We start from the raw sequence: 18,723 nt of genomic DNA, 5'->3' as shown, positions 1-18,723 counted from the left end.
GGACGCGTTCAGCTCGCCCAGGCGATCGCGAGCGGCATGGTCAGCGCCGCCAGCACCGTTTGCAGCGAGATGATCTGCGCCAGCAGCGGCGCGTCGCCGCCCATCTGCTTGGCAAGCACATAGGCGCTCGGCGAGGTCGGCACCGCGGCGCAGATCGCGACGACCACGAGGCTCGGGCCGGTGACGCCGAACCATCCGGCGAGCCCGATCGCGAGGAGGGGCATCAAGACCAGCTTGAGCACGACGCCGAGGGCAGCGGCCGGGCCAGCGCGGCGCAAGCCTTCGAAGTGCAGGCCGGCGCCGGTCACCAGCAGGCCGATCGGCAGCGAGGCCTGTCCGAGCGCATCGGCGGCATCGTGCCAGAGCTTTGGCAGCGGCATATGCGCCACGTTCAGTGCCAGCCCGGCGATGCAGGCCCAGATCAGTGGATTGCGCACGATGGTGGCAAGGATCTCACGCATCGAGCGGCGGGTCGGCGAGGCGTAGTGGGCGAGCACGGCGACGCTGAACACGTTGACCATTGGGATGATCGCGATCATCGCCACCGACGCCGCCGCAAGCCCGGACGCGCCGAACAGGCTGCCGGCGACGCTGAGCGCGACGTAGGTCTGCCAGCGGGTTGCCCCTTGGAAGATCGAGGTGAAGGCCGGACCATCGATGCCGGAGCGGGTGAGCAGCGGCCGCAGCGCGAGGCACAGCGCCGACATCGCCAGCATCGCCAGGAACAAGGCGCCGCCGATGCCGGCGACCGGCACCTTGCCGAGATCGGCCTTCACCAGGCTCTGCATCAGCAGCGCCGGAAACAGCACATAATAAGTCAGCCGCTCGAGCCCGTGCCATTGCGTATCCAGCCGGATCAGGCTGCGCCGCAGGCCGAAGCCGACCACGATCAGCAGGAATACCGGCGCGAGCGCCGCGGCGACGGGGCTCATGGGCTAGCGACCGGACTGGCGCAAGGTCGCAAGCCGGTCGAGCGCGCCCTGCAGGATGAAGATCGCCGCATGCGTGTCGATCACCTCGGCGCGCCTGGCGCGGCTGACATCCATGCCGATCAGCTCGCGCTCGACCGCCGCCGTCGACAGCCGCTCGTCCCACAGGCCGATCGGCAGGTCGGTGAGGCCGGCGAGATTGCGCGCGAACGCCCGGGTCGATTGCGCCCGCGGCCCCTCGCTGCCGTCCATGTTGATCGGCAGGCCCAGCACCAAGCCGACCACCTTGCGCTCGGTGCAAATCGCCAGCAGTCGCGCCGCGTCGGCCTTGAAGGCCTTGCGCTGGATCGTCTCGACGCCGGTGGCGAGCCGCCGGTCCGGATCGGACACGGCGACGCCGATGGTCTTGGTACCGAGATCGAGGCCGACGAGCGCGCCGCGCTCGGGCCAGCGGCCGGCGGCTTCGATGAGGGGGAGGATGGGGGCGGGCATGGCAATGCGCTTAACACGCAGGTGCGTGGCGGGCCAGCAGGTGAGGACGTGCATCGCTTCGCCGCCCCGATGAAGCTCGCGCACGCGAGTCGACCGGCCCAGATGTCGAGCGTTGCAGTCTTTCCCGGATGCGCCGGCTTTGGATCATCAAGCGAAGCTGGTGGAGCGCGAGAGCTTGTTCCAGGCACTCACTTCGGCTTTCATGCCCTCGATCTTCTGCTCGACCAGGGCCAGCGCGTCCTCACCGAGGAACAGCCGCACAGGCGGTTTTTCGGCTTCCACGAGGGCAAGCAATGCCTGTGCGGCCTTCGCGGGATCGCCGGGTTGGTTTCCGCTCTTGGCCAATCGGGCGGCGCGAATCGGATCCATGACGGCGTCGTAGTCGGAAATGCTGCGCGGCGTGCGATCCATGGACCGTCCCGCCCAATCGGTACGAAACTGACCGGGCGCAAGCGCAATGACGCGGATGCCGAAGGGGGCCACTTCCTTGCCGAGCGACTCCGAGATGCCCTCCAGCGCGAACTTGCTGCCGCAATAGAAGCTGATCCCGGGCATGGTGATGAAGCCGCCCATGGATGTCACATTGACGATATGGCCGCGCCGCCTCGCGCGCATCCCCGGCAACACGGCCTTCATCATCGCGACAGGGCCGAACACGTTGGCGGCGAACTGCCGCTGCAGATCGTCGAGCGAGGACTCCTCCAGCGTGCCCTCGTGACCGTAGCCGGCATTGTTCACCAGGACGTCGATCGCGCCAATCTGCTTCTCGGCCTCTGCCACAGCAGCCGGGATTGCATCGAAATCGGTAACATCGATCACGAGAGGATGAGCCTTGCCCGCTGCAAGCGCGGCAAAAGCCTCGGCATCCCCGACCCTTCGCACGGTCCCGATCACCCGATGGCCGGCGGCCAGCGCGCCCTTTGCGAACGCTCGGCCCAAGCCCGAACTGACGCCAGTGACGAGGAAAATCTTCGATTCGGCAGCCGCCATCGTACAACTCCGCATGACAAGGTTTTCTATATCATGATATAGATATTGCATGGCACCTCGCAAGACCGAACATTCATCCATTGGCATGAGAGGCGAGCCGCTTCGTCGGCACGTCCTCGATGCGGCAGAGCGGCTTCTCCGTCAGGGCAGGGCCGATTTCTCGATGCGAGACCTTGCCGCTGAGGCGGGGGTCAGCTTCGCGACGCCATTCAATCAGTTTGGCAACAAGGCTGCGATCATGCAGGCTCTCTCCATACGTCGGATCGACACCATGGAGACGCGGTACACCGCCGCGCCACCATCGAGAGATGCGAAGACACGCGTGCTATTGGCTATTGATACGGCGGTGGCAGTGATGTTGGAGAATCCAGACGTGAACCGGACCGTGATGGGATGGCTGGGTGCCGCCCAGGCTTCGCCCGGTCAGACGCTTTCCCGATCCACTGCCTTCTGGGCACTGGCCTTGGGAAAGGGAGAGGGACTGACGGCCAGCCGGCGAGAACAAGCGCTGCGCTGCCTTCCAGAGCAACTCGCCTTCAGTTTCCGCGGCGTGTTGTCCTTCTGGACTGCGGGCGAATTGTCGGACGCGGCGCTCGCCCCGCGTGCGCGAGACATGGCGAGTGCCTTGTTGCTCGCCTACCTCCATTAACGTCCGATAGGGGCGGCTTGATCGACTGACCGACCGATCCCAGGTCTGTGTCGGCCGGCTCCAGGCGCGCCTGTGGCGGACTCCTTGTCCAAGGCTTGCTTTCGCAGGACGATTCCAGACTCCTCGTGAGGATGCGGCGCTCCCGGGATGCCCTCACGAGGAGATCGGCGGAGCTTAACGGATCGCGATCGGGTTGATCATGCCCTGGACGCCGCCGCGCCAGCGCGGCTGACCCAGCACGAACAGGAACTCGTAGCCCTTGTCCTTGGCGAGGTCGGCCGTGTTCATGTTCTCCAGGATGTAGGTCCCGTTCATGGCGAGCAGGATCTGGTGCACCTCGAACAGGTTCGGCGACTCGAACGGGATCGCCTCCACCGCCCAGTTGTCGGCCCCGACCGCGACCACGCCCTTCGAGGTCAGGTATTTGGCACCCTCGACGCCGAGACCGGGCTCGCCGGCGCCGTAACGCTTATCGTCCTTGCCGATCAAACCAAGCCAGCCGGTGTGGAAGATCACGATGTCGCCCTGGCGGATCTCGACGCCCTGCTTCTTGGCAGCTTCCTCGATCTCCTTGACGTTGAACGCGGTGCCTTCCTTGACCACGTCGGTGTTGTAATAGGCCGCCATGTCGAGCAGCACGCCGCGCGCCACCAAGGGCGGCACCTTCTCGATGCCGAGCTTCTTCAGGCCGGTCGGATCGGCGAAGTCGAGCAGCTTGTTGCCGTTGTAATAGACGTGCTCGATACCGAGATGGCCGAGCCCGTCGATCTGGCTGCCGACGCCGACCCAGCCTTCGACGATGTCATCGTTGTAAGTCGCCTTGTTGGGGCCGAGCCCGGGAATGCCGGCCTGGCCCGGCTGCACCACGGTGATCTTGAACGAACGCGGCGGATAGGCCGGCGTCTTGGAATCGACGATCATGCCGAGCGGGTAGGTCTTGCCGGTCTTCACCAGCGAGGCGGCTTTGACCACGAGCTCCGGCGTGATGTAGTTGGCCGCGCCGATCTCGTCCTGTGGGCCCCATTTCGATTTCGTCCAATCCGGGGTCTTGTCCTGGGCATTCGCCGTCCCGATCGCACCCATCATGGCAATCGAGCAGCACAACACGAACGCGTTGCGCATCGCATTTCCTCCGACATGTTGACGTTTGTTCTGTTTCGCGCTGGCCAGCGCTGCATCCTAACGTAGTAAAGGATGGCCAGACAAAGCTATTTCGCGCGCGTGCGCTGCACAGCGCCCGAAAGTCGCATCGGTCGAAATGGCCGTTTTTCCCTGCGCGAAAACGTCATTTCGCGCAATGGAATGCGCCGTTCGCTGGCGATGCTCAGCACAATCTTTGAATGAATCGCGTCAGGCCGCGATGTCGTGGTCCCGGCCGGCGAGTCCGGCCATGAAGGCCGAGAGGCCGCTGCTGCGATGCGCCGCGCGGCGGCGGACGAACAGGGTTTCGACGCGTGCATGACTTGGGTCGAGCGTGTGCAGGCTGACGCTGCCGATCATCTCGTTTCGCGTCACCACAGCGCGTGGCAGCAGCGCGACGCCCATGCCAGCGGCGACGCAGCCGATCATGCCGTCGAGCGTACCGAGCTCGATGCGCGCGGCCGCAGGCCAGCCGAAATCGTTGAAGACCTGCTCCAGCCGCTGCCGGTAGGTGCAACCGGCCCTGAACACCAGCGCCGTCGGGCCCGAGGCAGCCGTGGCCGCACGCAAGGCTGACAGGCTTTCAAAGCGCCGGGCCGTCACCAGCACTAGCTCTTCCTCGAAGGCGATGATGCCCGAGAGCTCGGGATGTTCGATCGGGCCGGCCACGAAGGCGCCCTCGAGCGTCCCGTCGAGCACGGCGGCCACGAGCTCGGCGGTTGGCGCCGTGCGCAGACCGAGGGCGACAGCCGGGAAGCGCCGATGAAAATCCGCGAGCAGCGTCGGCAGGCGCACGGCGGCGGTCGTCTCCATCGAGCCAATCGTCAGCGGTCCTCTCGGCTCGCCGTCATCGCGCGCGGCGAGCAGCGCTTCGCGCGACAGCGCCGCCATCCGGTCGGCGTAAGGCAGAAGTCGCAGCCCGGCATGGGTCAGGGTCATGCCGCGGCTGTGCCGCTCGAACAGTGCGGTGCCGATCTCGCCTTCCAGCGCCTTGATCCGCTGGGTCACGTTGGACTGCACCGTGTTGAGGGCCTCAGCAGCGCGGGTGATGCCGCCGCTGCGCGCCACGGCTGCAAAGGTTTCGAGGTCGCTCAGTTCCACGCCGATCTCCGTTTTGAATCTGCGATGGCAGAGTTCTCAAGTATTCATTTTGAGAGAATGCTAGCCGCGCCTAAAGTCGCCGTCCAGAGTTGAGGAGACTTTCATGGCACTGCGGACGGCGTTGACGGAGAAGCTCGGCATCAGCCAGCCGATCCTGCTGGCGCCGATGGATCTGATTGCCGATGCGCGCCTCGTGCGCGCGGTCAGCGACGCCGGGGGATTCGGTATTCTCGGTGGCGGCTATGGCAACCGAACCTGGCTCGCGCAAGAGACCGCACGGCTTGAAGGCCTGCATGCGCCGTTCGGCATCGGCTTCATCACCTGGTCGCTGGCGAAGCAGCCCGATCTGCTCGACGTGGCGCTCGCCGCGAGGCCCGCGGCGATCATGCTGTCATTCGGCGATCCCGCGCGGTTCGCGCCGGCAATCAAGCGGGCCGGTGCGTTGCTGATCTGCCAGGTACAGGACGAGGCGATGGCAGAGCAGGCGATCGCGGCGGGTGCCGACATCCTGGTTGCACAAGGAACCGAGGCGGGCGGCCATGGCGCGTCGCGGACCACGCTCGATATCGTGCCGGCGATCGTCGACCTCGCCGCGGGGCGAGTGCCGGTGGCGGCGGCCGGCGGCCTTGCCGATGGCCGCGGCCTTGCTGCGATGCTGATGCTGGGGGCGGATGGCGTGCTGCTCGGCACGCGCTTCTATGCCAGCCGTGAGGCGAACGGTGCCGACGAGGCCAAGCGGCGCATCTGCGCGGCGAAAGCCGGCGATACCGTGCGCGGCATCATCTTCGACCTGTCCCGCAACAATGTCTGGCCGGCGCCGTTTACCGGACGCTGCCTGGTCAACGACCATGCGCGCCGCTGGAAGCGGCGCGAGGTGGAGCTGCTGCAGCAGGTCGAGAACGTGTCGGCGGACTATGTGAAGGCACGGACCGAAGGCAATTTCGACATCGCCGCCGTCATTGCCGGCGAGGCCGTCGGCCTGATCCATGATATCCCGCCGGCCGCCGAGATCGTCGCGCGCATCGTCGATGAGGCCGAGCAGATCCTGCAAGGGCGGCGCAACTCGTCCGCCGTCTTCGCCAAGCAATAGGAGCAGCCCATGTGGCCCGACCGCCGCTTCCTGGATCTCGTCAAGACCGAGCACCCGATCGTGCTCGCGCCGATGGCCGGCGTGATGGATGCCGATCTCGTCATCGCGGTGGCGCAAGGCGGGGGGCTCGGCTCGCTGCCCTGCGCCATGCTGAGCGCGGACAAGGCGCGCGAGCAGGTCAACATCATTCGCCAGCGCGTGTCGGCGCCGATCAACGTGAACTTCTTCTGCCACACGCCGGTCGAGGCCGATGCGGCACGTGAGGCCGGATGGAAGCAGAGGCTCGGCGTGTATTACCAGGAGTATGGCGTGGATCCGGCGGCTCCGGTTGCGGCGGCCAACCGCGCGCCGTTCGACGCGGCGATGTGCGCGGTCGTCGAGGAGCTCAAGCCGGACATCATCAGCTTCCATTTTGGCCTGCCTGAGCCGGGCCTGCTCGCGCGCGTGAAGGCGACCGGCGCGGTCGTGATGGCGTCCGCAACCGTGGTGCGCGAGGCGGTGTGGCTGGAGCGGAACGGCGCCGACGTCATCATCGCGCAAGGCGCGGAGGCCGGCGGCCATCGCGGCATGTTCCTGACCGACAAGCTTGCCGAGCAGGTCGGTACGTTCGCGCTGGTGCCGCAGATCGTGGATGCGGTGAAGCTGCCTGTCATCGCCGCCGGCGGCATCGCCGATGCGCGCGGCATCGCCGCGGCGTTCGCGCTCGGCGCCAGCGGCGTGCAGATCGGCAGCGCGTTTCTGCGCTGCCCCGAGTCCAAGGTCAGCGCGATGGCCCGCGCCGCGCTTGCCGCCGCCGATGACGAATCCACCGTCATCACCAACGTGATGACCGGCCGGCTCGCCCGCGGCGTCGCCAACCGGCTGATGCGCGAGGTCGGGCCGATCTCGCCGGATGCGCCGGCGTTTCCGCATGCCGCCACCGCGCTCGGTCCGCTCAAGGCCGCCGCGGAGAAGCAGGGAAGGGTCGATTTCTCCAATCTCTGGGCCGGGCAGGCGCTGCCGCTCGGGCGCGCGCTACCGGCCGCCGAATTGACGCGGACACTGGCCGAACAGGCCCAGGCGCGCTTGCGGCGGATGGCGGGCTGACGCTGCGGGCAGGGCGCTGCCCCAGAAAGTCCGGAGGCTGCCGGTTGCGGCGCGAAAGCGGGCTCTGCTATAGGGCGGGTTCACCTTGTCCCGTGAGGCCCTATATAATGTCGGTCGATGCCGCCACCGTCCGCCGGATCGCGCAATTGGCGCGGATCGCTGTCACTGACGCCGAGGTCCCGCATCTGCAGGGCGAGCTCAATGCGATGCTTAACTTCGTCGAGCAACTGTCGGAGGTCAATGTCGAGGGCGTCGAGCCGATGACCTCGGTGACACCGATGGCGATGAAGAAGCGCCAGGACGTCGTCACTGACGGCGAGATCGCCGACGACATCGTCAAGAACGCGCCCATGACCGAGAACAACTTCTTTCTCGTGCCGAAGGTCGTGGAATAGCCAGGGCAGGTCCGCGCTTATCGCGCGTGATCCGCTCCTTCAAACCGACAAGCGAGCCAACGCCATGTGCCTGCTCTGCGACGATGAAGCGGCCTACAAGGCCTATATGGACTATCTCGACGCCATGGAGCGGCAGGGCAAGGCCGCCGATCCGGACAAGACCGTCAACGAGATCCTCGACCAGCTCGAAGCGGCCGCCAATACCAAGAAAGCCTCCCCTGCGAAGAACAAGTTCTTCGCGGACGACGCGGCCGACGACAAGACGCTTTCCCCTTTCTTCTGCAGCCCGATCAACAAATGACCGATTTGACGTCCCTGACGCTCGCCGAGGCCCGCAAGGGTCTCGCGAGCAAGACCTTCACGTCGCTGGAACTCACCGACGCCCATCTCAAGGCGATCGAGGAGGCGCGGGCGCTCAATGCCTTCGTGATGGAGACGCCGGACCAGGCGCGCGCGATGGCGCGCGACGCCGACGCCAAGATCAATAGAGGCGAGGGTGGGCCGCTGGCCGGCATTCCGCTCGGGATCAAGGACCTGTTCGCGACCAAGGACGTCCGCACCACGGCCTGCTCGAAGATCCTCGGTAATTTCGTGCCGACCTACGAGTCGACAGTGACCTCGCAGCTCTGGCGCGATGGCGCGGTGATGCTCGGCAAGCTCAACAATGACGAGTTCGCGATGGGCTCGTCGAACGAGACCTCGTACTTCGGCCCGGTCGGCAACCCCTGGCGCCGCGAGGGCTCCAACACCACGCTGGTGCCGGGCGGCTCGTCCGGCGGCTCGGCGTCGGCGGTGGCGGCGCTGCTCTGCATGGGCGCGACCGCAACCGACACCGGCGGCTCGATCCGCCAGCCGGCGGCGTTCACCGCGACCGTCGGCATCAAGCCGACCTATGGCCGCTGCTCGCGCTGGGGCATCGTCGCCTTCGCTTCCTCGCTCGACCAGGCCGGGCCGATCGCGCGCTCGACCCGCGATGCGGCGATCCTGCTGCGCTCGATGGCCGGCCACGACCCGAAGGACACGACCTCGGTCGACATCCCCGTGCCGGACTACGAGGCCGCGATCGGGAAGTCCGTGAAGGGCATGAAGATCGGCATTCCCAAGGAGTATCGGCTCGACGGCATGCCGGCCGAAATCGAGAAGCTCTGGAGTGAGGGTCGCAAGTGGCTGGAAGCCGCCGGCGCAGAAACCGTCGAGGTGTCGCTGCCGCACACCAAATACGCTCTGCCGGCCTATTACATCGTGGCGCCGGCGGAGGCGTCCTCCAACCTCGCCCGCTACGACGGCGTCCGCTACGGCCTGCGCGTGCCCGGCAAGTCGATCGGCGAGCTGTACGAGAACACCCGCGCCGAAGGTTTCGGGCCTGAGGTGCGGCGCCGCGTCATGATCGGGACCTATGTGCTGTCGGCCGGCTATTACGACGCCTATTACATCCGGGCGCAGAAGGTCCGCACCCTCATCAAGAAGGATTTCGAGGACTGCTTTGCGAGGGGCGTGAACGCGATCCTGACGCCGGCGACGCCGTCGGCCGCGTTCGGCATCGGCGAGAAGGGCGGCGCCGATCCGGTCGAGATGTATCTCAACGACATCTTCACGGTGACGGTGAACATGGCCGGCCTGCCTGGCATCGCCGTGCCCGCCGGCAAGGACAGTCAGGGGCTGCCGCTCGGGCTGCAACTGATCGGCCGTCCGTTCGACGAGGAGACGCTGTTCTCGCTCGGCGAGGTCATCGAGCAGGCGGCGGGACGCTTCACGCCGGTCCGGTGGTGGTAAGCGTCGCCGAGTTCAAGACGAGCCTCGCGGGCGACGCGCCCGCGGCCGGCCTGACGCCGGTGCTCACCGGCCTGTGGTGGCTGGCGAAGGGCGACTGGGACCGGGCGCACAAGATCATCCAGGACGAGACCGGCCGCGACGCGGCCTGGGCGCACGCGCATCTGCATCGCGTCGAAGGCGATCTCGGCAATGCCGCCTACTGGTATCGGCAGGCCGGGCGGCCCGTCGCCAAGGATGCATTGGATATCGAATTTGAGCGGATCGTCTCCGCGCTGATGGGGAGTTGAGGGCCATGACGGCAACCAGCGGCAAGCTGATGAAGGGCGCCACCGGCGACTGGGAGGTCGTGATCGGCATGGAGATCCACGCCCAGGTCACCTCGAAGTCGAAGCTGTTCTCGGGCGCCTCGACCGCGTTCGGCGGCGATCCCAACAGCCACGTCTCGCTGGTCGACGTGGCGATGCCGGGCATGCTGCCGGTCATCAACGAGGAGTGCGTGCGGCAGGCCGTGCGCACCGGGCTTGGTCTGAACGCCAAGATCAACCTGCGCTCGGTGTTCGACCGCAAGAACTATTTCTATCCCGACCTGCCGCAGGGCTACCAGATCAGCCAGTACAAGGACCCGATCGTGGGCGAGGGCGAGGTCACGGTCGAGCTCGACGGCGGCAAGACCGCCACGATCGGCATCGAGCGCCTGCACATCGAGCAGGATCCCGGGAAGATGCTGCACGACCAGTCGCCGTCGCTGTCCTATATCGACTTCAACCGCTGTGGCGTGGCGCTGATGGAGATCGTCTCCAAGCCGGATATCCGCGATGCCGAGCAGGCCAAGGCCTACGTCACCAAGCTGCGGTCGATCATGCGCTATCTCGGCACCTGCGACGGCGACATGGAGAAGGGAAGCCTGCGCGCCGACGTCAACGTCTCCGTGCGCAAGCCGGGCGGCCCGCTCGGCACCCGCTGCGAGATCAAGAACATCAACTCGATCAATTTCATCGGCCAGGCGGTCGAGGCCGAGGCGCGCCGCCAGATCGAGATCATCGAGGACGGCGGCGTGATCGAGCAGGAAACCCGCCGCTTCGATCCCGACAAGGGCGAGACGCGCTCGATGCGCTCCAAGGAGGAGGCGCACGATTACCGTTACTTCCCGGATCCGGACCTGCTGCCGCTCGAATTCAGCCAAGCCTTCGTCGACGAGCTGAAGGCTGCGCTGCCGGAGCTGCCGGACCAGAAGAAGGCGCGCTTCATCGCGGATTTCGGCCTGTCGCCCTATGACGCCTCCGTGCTGGTGGCCGAGCGCGAGAGCGCGGCGTTCTATGAGAGCGTGCTGGAGGCGCTGTCCGACCGGGCGCGCGACGGCAAGCTCGCCGCCAACTGGGTGATCAACGAGCTGTTCGGCCGGCTCAACAAGGAGGGCCGCGACATCGCGTCCTCGCCGGTGTCGGCTTCCCAGCTCGCGGCGATCGTCGCGCTGATCGGCGAAGGCACCATCTCCGGCAAGATCGCCAAGGATCTGTTCGAGATCGTCTGGAGCGAGGGCGGCGACCCCCGCGAGCTGGTCGAGAGCCGCGGCATGAAGCAGGTCACCGACCTCGGCGCGATCGAGAAGGTGGTCGACGAGATCATCGCCGCCAATCCGGACAAGGTCGCGCAGGCGAAGGCCAAGCCGCAGCTCGCCGGCTGGTTCGTCGGTCAGGTGATGAAGTCGTCGGGCGGCAAGGCCAACCCGCAGGCGGTCAACGATCTCCTGAAGAGCAAGCTCGGCATCTGAACGACGATCGCCCGTCTTCGTTCCCAGCGGCGCGCACATGGTGCGCGCCGTTTGTCTTGGCGTCGCGGTCCGGCGAATCGCCGCACGCGATTCGCAAAAAAGCCACCATTGCCGAGCGTTCGAACGCACACGAGGGCGTGTGCAATGAAAATTTTTTCATTGCCAAAATTTACGACTCAGAGTCCGCGCGTTGCTCTCACCATGCGAGTCTGCACGCCGACACGCCGGCGTCGTCGCGTGCGCCGTGCCGTTCAGCCGTTCAGAAAAATACTTGCAGCACAGGCTTTTTGCGCAATCTCGATTAGTTGCGATCGCGGCCTTGCGCAGGGAGACGTTTGTATTTTCGCGATCGATCGTCGTGCTGCTTCGCGCGTTTCGTCAGCCGCACACGCGCGCGCCTGTCAACACTTCCTTAAGCCGGAAGCTGTTTTTTTTCACTCGTTGGTGTATCGATGAGGAGTGCAGCTCGATTCCCGAGTGCACGCATCGACTAAGCCATCTCACATCGGAGGGCAACATGGCCAAGAAAGCGAAGAAGGCGAAGAAGGCAGTGAAGAAGGTCGCGAAGACCGCGGCGAAGAAGACTGCCAAGAAGACCAAGAAGGTCGCCAAGAAGAAGTAACTCTCGCAGTCCTCTGCGAGATGAGTCCGGCAACTGATGCCGGCACGTCGTTGGAACGCAGGTCGGCATAGCTCCTCGAGAGCCGGGCGGATCTCCTGAAGCTCCAACAGACGATAGAGGGTGTCGGCGAGACATCAGGTCAACGGTCGGATCGAACTCGAGAGCGGCTTCGCTCGCGGTACGGTCCGGCAGAAGAAACAGGATTTCTTCGTTCGGTGCAGATCGCGTTTCCGGTCTGCAATCTCACGAGCGGCTATCAAGCCAGAGTGGGATCTGATCCTGACGTGTTCGCCGACGCCCTCGATCCTTGAGCACCGCGCCTTTGGCGACTGTGTGCCTCCAACCTCCCCATAGACGAACGGCATCAGCAGCAGCTCGGCGCAGCCGTGCTCGTACCGCGCTGCGCAATCCTCCGCACGTGCTGTCGAGAGACGTGTCCAGTCCCGGTGCGGCTGTTGACCAACGGCGCGGTGCGCTCCGCGCCAGCGCGGTGAGGCGCTTTCGCGGATGGTTATGAGTTTGCCAAACAGAACGGTAAACCGCTCTTTGCCGAGTTGAAGAATCCATTTCGAATCAATGCATTGAAGCCGGCCCGGGAAAATGCGGGGCTCCGCGTTCAGGGCTCGTTCAGCACGATGTTTAAACTGCCTTTCAAACTTGATCGGTCATCCTTCGCGCATAAGCCGCGAGACGGCATGGGGATAACCAGGCGTTGAACAGTTGGACGGGGGCGTGCTCGGGTGACCGGCCGCCTCCTCGAGCGAAGGAGAGCGACGATGTTTCAAGGACAACTCAATTTTGATGACGTGACCACCGCGGAGCAGGGCGCCAGCGGCGATGTGCTGTTCGAGCTCGGCATGCTCTATGCGAGCGGTCGCGACGGTATGGTCGATCTGATCGCCGCGCACAAATGGTTCAATCTCGCCGCCCTCAGGGGGCGCGTCGACGCCGTGGCAATGCGCCGCGAGGTCGCCGAGCAGATGTCGGATGCCGAGATCGCGACCGCGCAGCGCGAGGCGCGCGCCTGGATGACCGCGCACTGAGCGAGCTAAGCCGCGGCTTGGCGGCTCTCGCTTTCGGCGCGAGGTATGCCGCACGCGCCAGAGTTGCCGGCCGCGAACCGGGGCGCTGGATGACCCGCGCCCGATCGCTCATTCTCGTCGGAAGCGGGCCTCGTCGCGCGCCGATAAATCTCCTATCTGTCGTTCGGTGTGACGCAGACAAGCGGGATTGACGGCATGGGCCAGGCACGGCGACAGGCGCGGCGGCAAGAGCTGATCGACTGCCATGACTGCGGCAGCGGTGTCTCCTTCAACGCAGTGGCGTGCCCGCATTGTGGATCGACCGAGCCGGCCGGGCCTGCGGTGCAGAGCCGGCGCGAGTTGAAGCGTCTGCGGGTCGAGGCTCATAATGACCGCCGCCTCGTCGTGGTGACCGCCCTCTGTGCGGGTCTCGGCGCCATCTATGGTGCCGTGATGGGAGCAGGAGGCGCAGCGTCATGGTGGGCTGCGCTCGGCTATGGGTTCGTCGGCACCATCATCGGCGTGCCCGCCGCCTTCGTGATCAACATCAGCCGCGGCTTGTTCGATTGAACCGCGCGTGATTGAGCGGCAACCGTGATCGCGACGGCCACGGTCCGTTGCGATCCGGCAGGTGCGTGAACGGCTCGGCGTTGAGGCGGATGATCAGGGGGAGGGGCTGTTGGCCGCGCCCACGGGCGGCTGGCGGAGACGGAGGGATTCGAACCCTCGATAGGGCTTTACAACCCTATAACGGTTTAGCAAACCGCCGCCTTCAGCCACTCGGCCACGTCTCCGGCGAGCGTCGGTATGCCCGACGCCGCGCTGAGCCGCAAGCGGCAGATTGCATGCGGTTTCGAAATCCTCACAGGGCCGCGGCTTCGCTGGACCGGTGCGGACGGTGCTCTTCACCTTCGGCCATCGATGCGAGCGGAGCCTGCCGTTGATCGGCGGCGGCACGGCGTGGAAGTCGACGGGCGGCGCCGGCCCTCTCGATGGTCCCTGACACGGAGGACCCCTAATATAGAGGGTCGTCTGCAAAGGCGGCCGGTGGCAGGGGGCGCAGACGGCATCGTCCTCCAGCCCGATTCTCGTTCAGCGCGTGGGCTGGATTCGTGGCCCAGACGCCTGACTTGGGGCGGGTTCCTGGCGGGCGAGTGCTCGCGGCCTTAAGCACCCCAAATTGCGTTGTCACAAAACGACAACATAAACAGCCACTTAGGTGTTCCCGCAGAACCACGGTTCCGTGCCTTTTGTGCAACACCGGTCCGAAAAGGCGCCGCTTGAGCGCCGCAATGATGGTTCCTTTGTTGCGTGTGCAAAGGCCTTCGGTAATTCTGCTCGCACGACGAAGGGGGGCATCCCAACGTCGTCCCGTTTAGGTCGTTCGCTCAAGTCCCTCGCGTTCATGCGGGTGTGTCCGATAGCGCGAAGCGGCTGAGCGACGGGTCGAAGAGGGATAACGGGTCCAACCCCAAGGGTGTCTCTCACCCAGCGGAGGCGGAACCTTCCCTGACTGAGCAACTTGGAGGTTTAACATTATGAACACGATCAAGAGCCTTGTCCTGGGCTCGGCGGCCGCTCTCGTCGCCATGTCTGGGGCTCAGGCAGCTGACCTTCCGATCAAGGCCAAGGCGGTCGAATATGTGAAGGTCTGCTCGCTTTACGGCGCTGGCTTCTACTACATCCCCGGCACCGACACCTGCATCAAGCTGGGCGGCTACCTGCGTGCTGAAACGTCGTTCGCCAGCAACGGCCAGTACAACAACGCCGTCAACGGCGTTGCCGGCGGCATGAACCGTAACAGCAACTACTACTACAGCCGCGCTCGTCAGGACCTCAACATCGACACGCGCACCGCGACCGAGTACGGCGTGGTCCGCACCTTTGCTGACCTGACGTTCACCTGGACCAGCGGCACCTACGCTGGCTCGGGCTCCGCGACCGGCGCGACCGCCTACTCGACGGCTGGCGCTCCTGGCGCTCAGGCCGACGGCAACATCGCCCAGGGCGGCATCGGCGTGTACTACGCCTTCATCCAGTTCGCTGGCTTCACGATGGGTAAGGCCGTGTCGCAGTTCGACGCGCCCTGGACCAACTACCCGGGCAACAACTTCGACGGCCTGTGGGGCGGCGGCGGCACCGTGACCGGTGTCAACCAGTTCACCTACACCGCCGACTTCGGCTCGGGCATCACTGCGGCGATCTCGGCGCAGGACGCGACCCAGTACTACACCACCAACATGTGGAACGTGTCGGGCATCACCGCGGCCGGCATCATCGGCGGCTCGTATGGCACCAACAACTTCGGTGGCAACGTTTCTCCGGACATCGTCGGCATGGTTCGTGTCGACCAGGCTTGGGGTCTTTTCCAGGCGTCGTTCGCGGCGCATGACAACCACACCGGCTACTACGGCGCCACCGAGCTCACCGGTCACCCGGCTGACAAGTGGGGCTGGGCTGCTCAGCTGGCCTTGTCGATCAAGAACATCCCGACCGGCCCCGGCGACACCATCAACATCCAGGGCGTCTACACCAACGGTGCGAGCCGCTACAACGCTCAGAGCCTGGTGCCGACCACCTACGCGATGTACGGCGGCAGCAGCACGGCTGGTGTCTACGGCACGCTCGGCTTCGCTGGCGTCAGCGATTCGGTCTTCGTGACCGGCGGTGAGCAGCAGCTGACCACGACCTACGGCTTCCGTGGCGCCTACACCCACAACTGGAGCCCGACCTGGAACTCGGCGATCTACGGTTCGTGGGCTGCCGTGAGCTACAACAACACTGCCAAGGGCCTGATCTGCGGCAGCGCGGCGATGGGTGCGATCGCGGGCGCAGGCTTCACCTGCAACCCCGACTTCAACATCTCCTCGCTCGGCTTGATCACCCGTTGGACCCCGGTCAAGAACCTGACCTTCTCGGCCGACGTGGCCTGGACCAATCTGGACCAGAAGTACTCGGGCAACATCGTTTCTCCGGCCACGACCACGACCTCCAAGCCGGCTGCGGTCTATCAGCTCAAGGACCAGAACTCGGTGTCCTTGCTGCTCCGCGCTCAGCGCAACTTCTGATCCTGATCGTCTGATCGGGTTCAAGAGCCCCCGGCAGGAAACTGCCGGGGGTTTTTGCTTGTGTGCGGGCGCTCATTCCGGCGCGGCACCGGGTCTGGTTCGCTCAAGCAGCGATCGATGCAAATCGGCGGATCGAGGCAATCGAGCAAGGGATCCGATTGCCTGTGGCTCGAAAATCGCATTCGTTTCAGTAGTTTGGCTGCATGCTGGTATTTTTTTAAAAATGGTGTTGAAAACAGATGAGTTGATAAGCTAATTTTGTCATGCCTAAGTAATCATTCACCACCTACGCAAGACGACGATCATACGATGTTAGACCCCAGGAAGCCTCTGGCGATGCCCCGCCGGAGGCTTCTTCATGTCGGGATCTCCTCGCCGCCCAGCATCTGACGTTGCGTCTCGATTGCAGAGCCTCGGCGTGATCTCCGCAGGCCGTGCCGTCAGCGCAAACATCGATCGTCTCTCCAAAAATCGTTGCGCATCGGCTTGACCGGGAAATGCCGGATGGTCACCATGACCGCCAGATGACGGGGCTACACCGTCACGCCAGCGAGGAATGGGTCCAAAGATGAGTTCGGAAGGCTCTGTGGGAGTGCTGCGTCCCTGGTCCGAGCAAGACGATCTGGCGGGCGCCATCACGCGGCTGCTGGAAGCGCGGCCCGAGGGCCGGGCCGATCTTGCGGAATGTCTGGCGGTTGCGCAGCGGATCGAGGCCAGCGACGACGAGTCCTGGTATCGCGAGTGGATGCAATGCGCGGATGCGATGAAGGCTGCCGCCGCCGACGCCGTGAGCAGCGGCCGTCCCGAGCTGGCGTTTCGCAAATGGTCGCGCGCGATCGATTGTTATGAGGCTGCGGCCTGTCCGTTCAGCAGCTCACGCTCCCGCCAGGCCGTCGTGCTGTCCCGCATGCGCGAATGTGCGCGCGAATTCCTGCGCGGTGCCGATCCGCAAGGAGAGGTCGTCACAATCCACTGGCGCGCCGACTACCCGCTCGAAGCCTATTTCCTGCCGGCGCGTTGCGAGGCAGGCAGGGCGCCCACCGTCATCTGCATCGGTGAGCCCGGCCGTCGCAAGGAAACCTCCCTGTTCAAGCTTGCAGCCCATGCGGAGCAGCGCGGCCTGGCGCTGCTGGTGGTCGATCTGCTGGGCAGCGGACCGGACTGCCGCTTCGAGGAGATCGTCGGCCGTCGCGATCTCGAATCAGCCATCGCAAGCGTGATGGACTACGCGACGTCCCGTGACGACGTGGACGAAGGCCGGATCGCGATCCTGGCCGATGACTGGAGCTCGTCCTTCGTCGCGCGCGGCATCGCACTCGATCCGCGTTATGCTGCGGCGGTCTGCGACGCCGGCTTGTGGGATATTCACGAGCGCGTCTTCCTGTCACGCCGACCCGGTGCGGGCGAGCGGGGCAGGCTGTCGATCGCGAGCGATGGGCTGGCGGCGCGGCAGATCATGTGTCCGCTGCTGGTGACGGTGCCGGAGCGTGGCTGGCTGCGGGCCGACATCGCAACCCGGCTGATCGCGCAGATCAAGCGCGAGCACCCGGACATCACTCTGAAGATCGTCTCCAGCGCGGGCGCCGATTGGCTCGAGGCCGATGCCTTCGTCTTCGACTGGATCGCCAAGCGTCTGGCGGGGTCTCAGCGGCCTCCAGGCTGACGCGACCACATGTCTGCTTCAGCTCCCCCGTAGGAGGCGGTCGGGCCGTGACCGCCTCGGGGGCCTCAGAGTCCCATCGTGAGTCGCGCGCTGGCCTTCTCGAAACGGTCCTTGAGGCCAGCCAGCTTGTCCGTGAAGGTCGCCAGCTCGCGAGCGTCGAATTCCTCGAAGATGAAGCTAAAGATCTGCGCCTGCTGAGCTTCCAGCTCGGCGAACTGCTCCGATGTCTTGGTGGTGAGCGACATCCGGACCACGCGCGCATCGTTGGGGGCGGGCTTGCGTTCCATGAAGCCCTTCTTCTCGAGCAGCTTCGACTGCGTCGTGACGAACGAAGGGTCGACGTGCAGCCGCTTGGCTGCCGCATTCACGGCGACTCCCTCGCCTTGATCCAGCTCGGAGATCGCCATCAGGATCATCCATTGCGGGCCACTGATGCCGATTCTCTTGGCCCAGAAGTACCTCAGCTCCTCCAGATGGACGTTGATCGTGGAGATCTCCCGGGCGAAGCGAAGAATGGCGTCGCGATTCTTCGGCAGATGTTCGGCAGTCTTCGGTTGCGCGTCCGCTTCCACAGGTGCGGCAGACATGTTCTTCAAGGGCGCCATTGCTCAGGAGTTCCGGTACGAAGCTCGACCCTAAAGAAAAAAAATCCGCAACAAAATCACTTATCTAGGAGGACATCGGCCGTCCCCCGTGCGCTGCACAACAAGCTGCCATTGTGTTGCCCCCAAGACACATTTCGGCTTCATTCAATTACCTGACTGCATAAACTATTTTGCTTACTGAATGAGCGAAGGCATAGTTCCTGATGACGGTGGGGGGTTACTCGATCGTCCCGTGACAGGTGGTTCGCTTAAGTCCCTCGCGTGATGCGGGTGTGTCCGATGGCGCGAAGCGGCTGAAGCGGTTTTTCGGGAGCAGAGGAAGCGGAT

Annotated in this window: 17 protein-coding genes, 1 tRNA gene and 1 pseudogene; 12 read left to right on the top strand and 7 right to left on the bottom strand. The window is 65.0% G+C overall.

The genetic code is table 11. The features are described 5' to 3' along the window. Nucleotides 1-8 precede the first annotated feature (8 nt). The 3 genes from QW863_RS05115 to QW863_RS05105 all read right to left on the bottom strand — a co-directional run bounded on the left by QW863_RS05115 (nt 9) and on the right by QW863_RS05105 (nt 2,411). On the bottom strand, nt 9-932 hold the full coding sequence (locus tag QW863_RS05115; protein ID WP_315711357.1) for an AEC family transporter: 924 nt from the start codon (nt 930-932) through the stop codon (nt 9-11). Nucleotides 933-935: 3 nt separating this feature from the next. Beyond that, nucleotides 936-1,421, bottom strand: a complete 486-nt coding sequence (ruvX, locus tag QW863_RS05110; RefSeq protein ID WP_315711358.1) for a Holliday junction resolvase RuvX — start codon at nt 1,419-1,421, stop codon at nt 936-938. Between the two features lie 147 nt (nt 1,422-1,568). Continuing rightward, nucleotides 1,569-2,411, bottom strand: a complete 843-nt coding sequence (locus tag QW863_RS05105; RefSeq protein WP_315711360.1) for an oxidoreductase — start codon at nt 2,409-2,411, stop codon at nt 1,569-1,571. Between the two features lie 49 nt (nt 2,412-2,460). On the opposite strand from QW863_RS05105, the gene QW863_RS05100 reads away from it, so the two are divergent. Further along, nucleotides 2,461-3,060 carry a TetR/AcrR family transcriptional regulator gene (locus QW863_RS05100; protein WP_315711361.1) on the top strand — a complete coding sequence of 200 codons (600 nt, stop codon included), beginning with the start codon at nt 2,461-2,463 and terminating at the stop codon, nt 3,058-3,060. Between the two features lie 174 nt (nt 3,061-3,234). Here QW863_RS05100 and QW863_RS05095 read toward each other — a convergent pair whose 3' ends face one another. Beyond that, nucleotides 3,235-4,182: a cyclase family protein gene (locus QW863_RS05095; protein WP_315711362.1), complete on the bottom strand. Its 948-nt coding sequence runs from the start codon at nt 4,180-4,182 to the stop codon at nt 3,235-3,237. Nucleotides 4,183-4,410: 228 nt separating this feature from the next. Beyond that, nucleotides 4,411-5,301, bottom strand: coding sequence for a LysR family transcriptional regulator (locus tag QW863_RS05090; RefSeq protein WP_315711364.1), 891 nt, complete (start codon nt 5,299-5,301; stop codon nt 4,411-4,413). Between the two features lie 94 nt (nt 5,302-5,395). Here QW863_RS05090 and QW863_RS05085 point away from each other — a divergent pair. From QW863_RS05085 to QW863_RS05045, 9 genes and pseudogenes are all read left to right on the top strand, one after another. After that, a pseudogene (locus tag QW863_RS05085) lies at nt 5,396-6,391 on the top strand (NAD(P)H-dependent flavin oxidoreductase); the annotation flags it as partial. A gap of 9 nt (nt 6,392-6,400) precedes the next feature. After that, nucleotides 6,401-7,477, top strand: a complete 1,077-nt coding sequence (locus QW863_RS05080; protein WP_315711366.1) for a nitronate monooxygenase — start codon at nt 6,401-6,403, stop codon at nt 7,475-7,477. A 107-nt stretch (nt 7,478-7,584) separates the two neighbouring features. Continuing rightward, on the top strand, nt 7,585-7,872 hold the full coding sequence (gene gatC, locus QW863_RS05075; protein WP_315711367.1) for an Asp-tRNA(Asn)/Glu-tRNA(Gln) amidotransferase subunit GatC: 288 nt from the start codon (nt 7,585-7,587) through the stop codon (nt 7,870-7,872). A gap of 64 nt (nt 7,873-7,936) precedes the next feature. Continuing rightward, the gene (locus tag QW863_RS05070) at nt 7,937-8,173 is read left to right on the top strand and encodes a hypothetical protein (RefSeq protein ID WP_315711368.1); all 237 of its coding nucleotides are present in this window, start codon (nt 7,937-7,939) and stop codon (nt 8,171-8,173) included. Next, complete coding sequence (gatA, locus tag QW863_RS05065) at nt 8,170-9,645, top strand: Asp-tRNA(Asn)/Glu-tRNA(Gln) amidotransferase subunit GatA (RefSeq protein WP_315711369.1); 1,476 nt, start codon at nt 8,170-8,172, stop codon at nt 9,643-9,645. The genes QW863_RS05070 and gatA overlap by 4 nt, the downstream gene beginning before the upstream one ends. Further along, a complete protein-coding gene (locus QW863_RS05060) occupies nt 9,636-9,932 on the top strand; it encodes a hypothetical protein (RefSeq protein ID WP_315711371.1) in 297 nt (98 codons plus the stop codon). The genes gatA and QW863_RS05060 overlap by 10 nt, the downstream gene beginning before the upstream one ends. 5 nt (nt 9,933-9,937) lie before the next feature. After that, entirely contained in the window at nt 9,938-11,416 is a 1,479-nt protein-coding gene (gene gatB / locus QW863_RS05055) for an Asp-tRNA(Asn)/Glu-tRNA(Gln) amidotransferase subunit GatB (protein ID WP_315711372.1), read from the top strand. Nucleotides 11,417-12,814: 1,398 nt separating this feature from the next. Beyond that, a complete protein-coding gene (locus QW863_RS05050; protein ID WP_315711373.1) occupies nt 12,815-13,081 on the top strand; it encodes a hypothetical protein in 267 nt (88 codons plus the stop codon). A gap of 195 nt (nt 13,082-13,276) precedes the next feature. Beyond that, nucleotides 13,277-13,630, top strand: coding sequence for a hypothetical protein (locus tag QW863_RS05045; RefSeq protein ID WP_315711374.1), 354 nt, complete (start codon nt 13,277-13,279; stop codon nt 13,628-13,630). Between the two features lie 130 nt (nt 13,631-13,760). Here the strand turns inward: QW863_RS05045 and QW863_RS05040 are convergent. After that, nucleotides 13,761-13,854: transfer RNA gene (locus tag QW863_RS05040), tRNA-Ser, on the bottom strand. Nucleotides 13,855-14,598: 744 nt separating this feature from the next. Here QW863_RS05040 and QW863_RS05035 point away from each other — a divergent pair. Next, nucleotides 14,599-16,128, top strand: a complete 1,530-nt coding sequence (locus tag QW863_RS05035) for a porin (protein WP_315711375.1) — start codon at nt 14,599-14,601, stop codon at nt 16,126-16,128. A 586-nt stretch (nt 16,129-16,714) separates the two neighbouring features. After that, on the top strand, nt 16,715-17,791 hold the full coding sequence (locus QW863_RS05030; protein WP_315711376.1) for a hypothetical protein: 1,077 nt from the start codon (nt 16,715-16,717) through the stop codon (nt 17,789-17,791). A gap of 65 nt (nt 17,792-17,856) precedes the next feature. Here QW863_RS05030 and QW863_RS05025 read toward each other — a convergent pair whose 3' ends face one another. Then, on the bottom strand, nt 17,857-18,378 hold the full coding sequence (locus QW863_RS05025) for a MarR family winged helix-turn-helix transcriptional regulator (protein WP_315711378.1): 522 nt from the start codon (nt 18,376-18,378) through the stop codon (nt 17,857-17,859). Between the last annotated feature and the right edge of the window lie 345 nt (nt 18,379-18,723).

The organism is Bradyrhizobium sp. SZCCHNR1017, assembly GCF_032381375.1.
Taxonomy (GTDB): Bacteria; Pseudomonadota; Alphaproteobacteria; order Rhizobiales; family Xanthobacteraceae; genus Bradyrhizobium.
This window is presented reverse-complemented; position numbering and strand designations above follow the sequence as displayed.

Excerpts from the sequence above, each read along its gene's own strand:
- QW863_RS05115 (WP_315711357.1), bottom strand. The coding sequence starts at position 932 with ATGAGCCCCGTCGCCGCGGCGCTCGCGCCGGTATTCCTGCTGATCGTG.
- ruvX (WP_315711358.1), bottom strand. The coding sequence starts at position 1,421 with ATGCCCGCCCCCATCCTCCCCCTCATCGAAGCCGCCGGCCGCTGGCCC.
- QW863_RS05105 (WP_315711360.1), bottom strand. The coding sequence starts at position 2,411 with ATGGCGGCTGCCGAATCGAAGATTTTCCTCGTCACTGGCGTCAGTTCG.
- QW863_RS05100 (WP_315711361.1), top strand. The coding sequence starts at position 2,461 with ATGGCACCTCGCAAGACCGAACATTCATCCATTGGCATGAGAGGCGAG.
- QW863_RS05095 (WP_315711362.1), bottom strand. The coding sequence starts at position 4,182 with ATGCGCAACGCGTTCGTGTTGTGCTGCTCGATTGCCATGATGGGTGCG.
- QW863_RS05080 (WP_315711366.1), top strand. The coding sequence starts at position 6,401 with ATGTGGCCCGACCGCCGCTTCCTGGATCTCGTCAAGACCGAGCACCCG.
- gatC (WP_315711367.1), top strand. The coding sequence starts at position 7,585 with ATGTCGGTCGATGCCGCCACCGTCCGCCGGATCGCGCAATTGGCGCGG.
- QW863_RS05070 (WP_315711368.1), top strand. The coding sequence starts at position 7,937 with ATGTGCCTGCTCTGCGACGATGAAGCGGCCTACAAGGCCTATATGGAC.
- gatA (WP_315711369.1), top strand. The coding sequence starts at position 8,170 with ATGACCGATTTGACGTCCCTGACGCTCGCCGAGGCCCGCAAGGGTCTC.
- gatB (WP_315711372.1), top strand. The coding sequence starts at position 9,938 with ATGACGGCAACCAGCGGCAAGCTGATGAAGGGCGCCACCGGCGACTGG.
- QW863_RS05050 (WP_315711373.1), top strand. The coding sequence starts at position 12,815 with ATGTTTCAAGGACAACTCAATTTTGATGACGTGACCACCGCGGAGCAG.
- QW863_RS05045 (WP_315711374.1), top strand. The coding sequence starts at position 13,277 with ATGGGCCAGGCACGGCGACAGGCGCGGCGGCAAGAGCTGATCGACTGC.
- QW863_RS05035 (WP_315711375.1), top strand. The coding sequence starts at position 14,599 with ATGAACACGATCAAGAGCCTTGTCCTGGGCTCGGCGGCCGCTCTCGTC.
- QW863_RS05025 (WP_315711378.1), bottom strand. The coding sequence starts at position 18,378 with ATGTCTGCCGCACCTGTGGAAGCGGACGCGCAACCGAAGACTGCCGAA.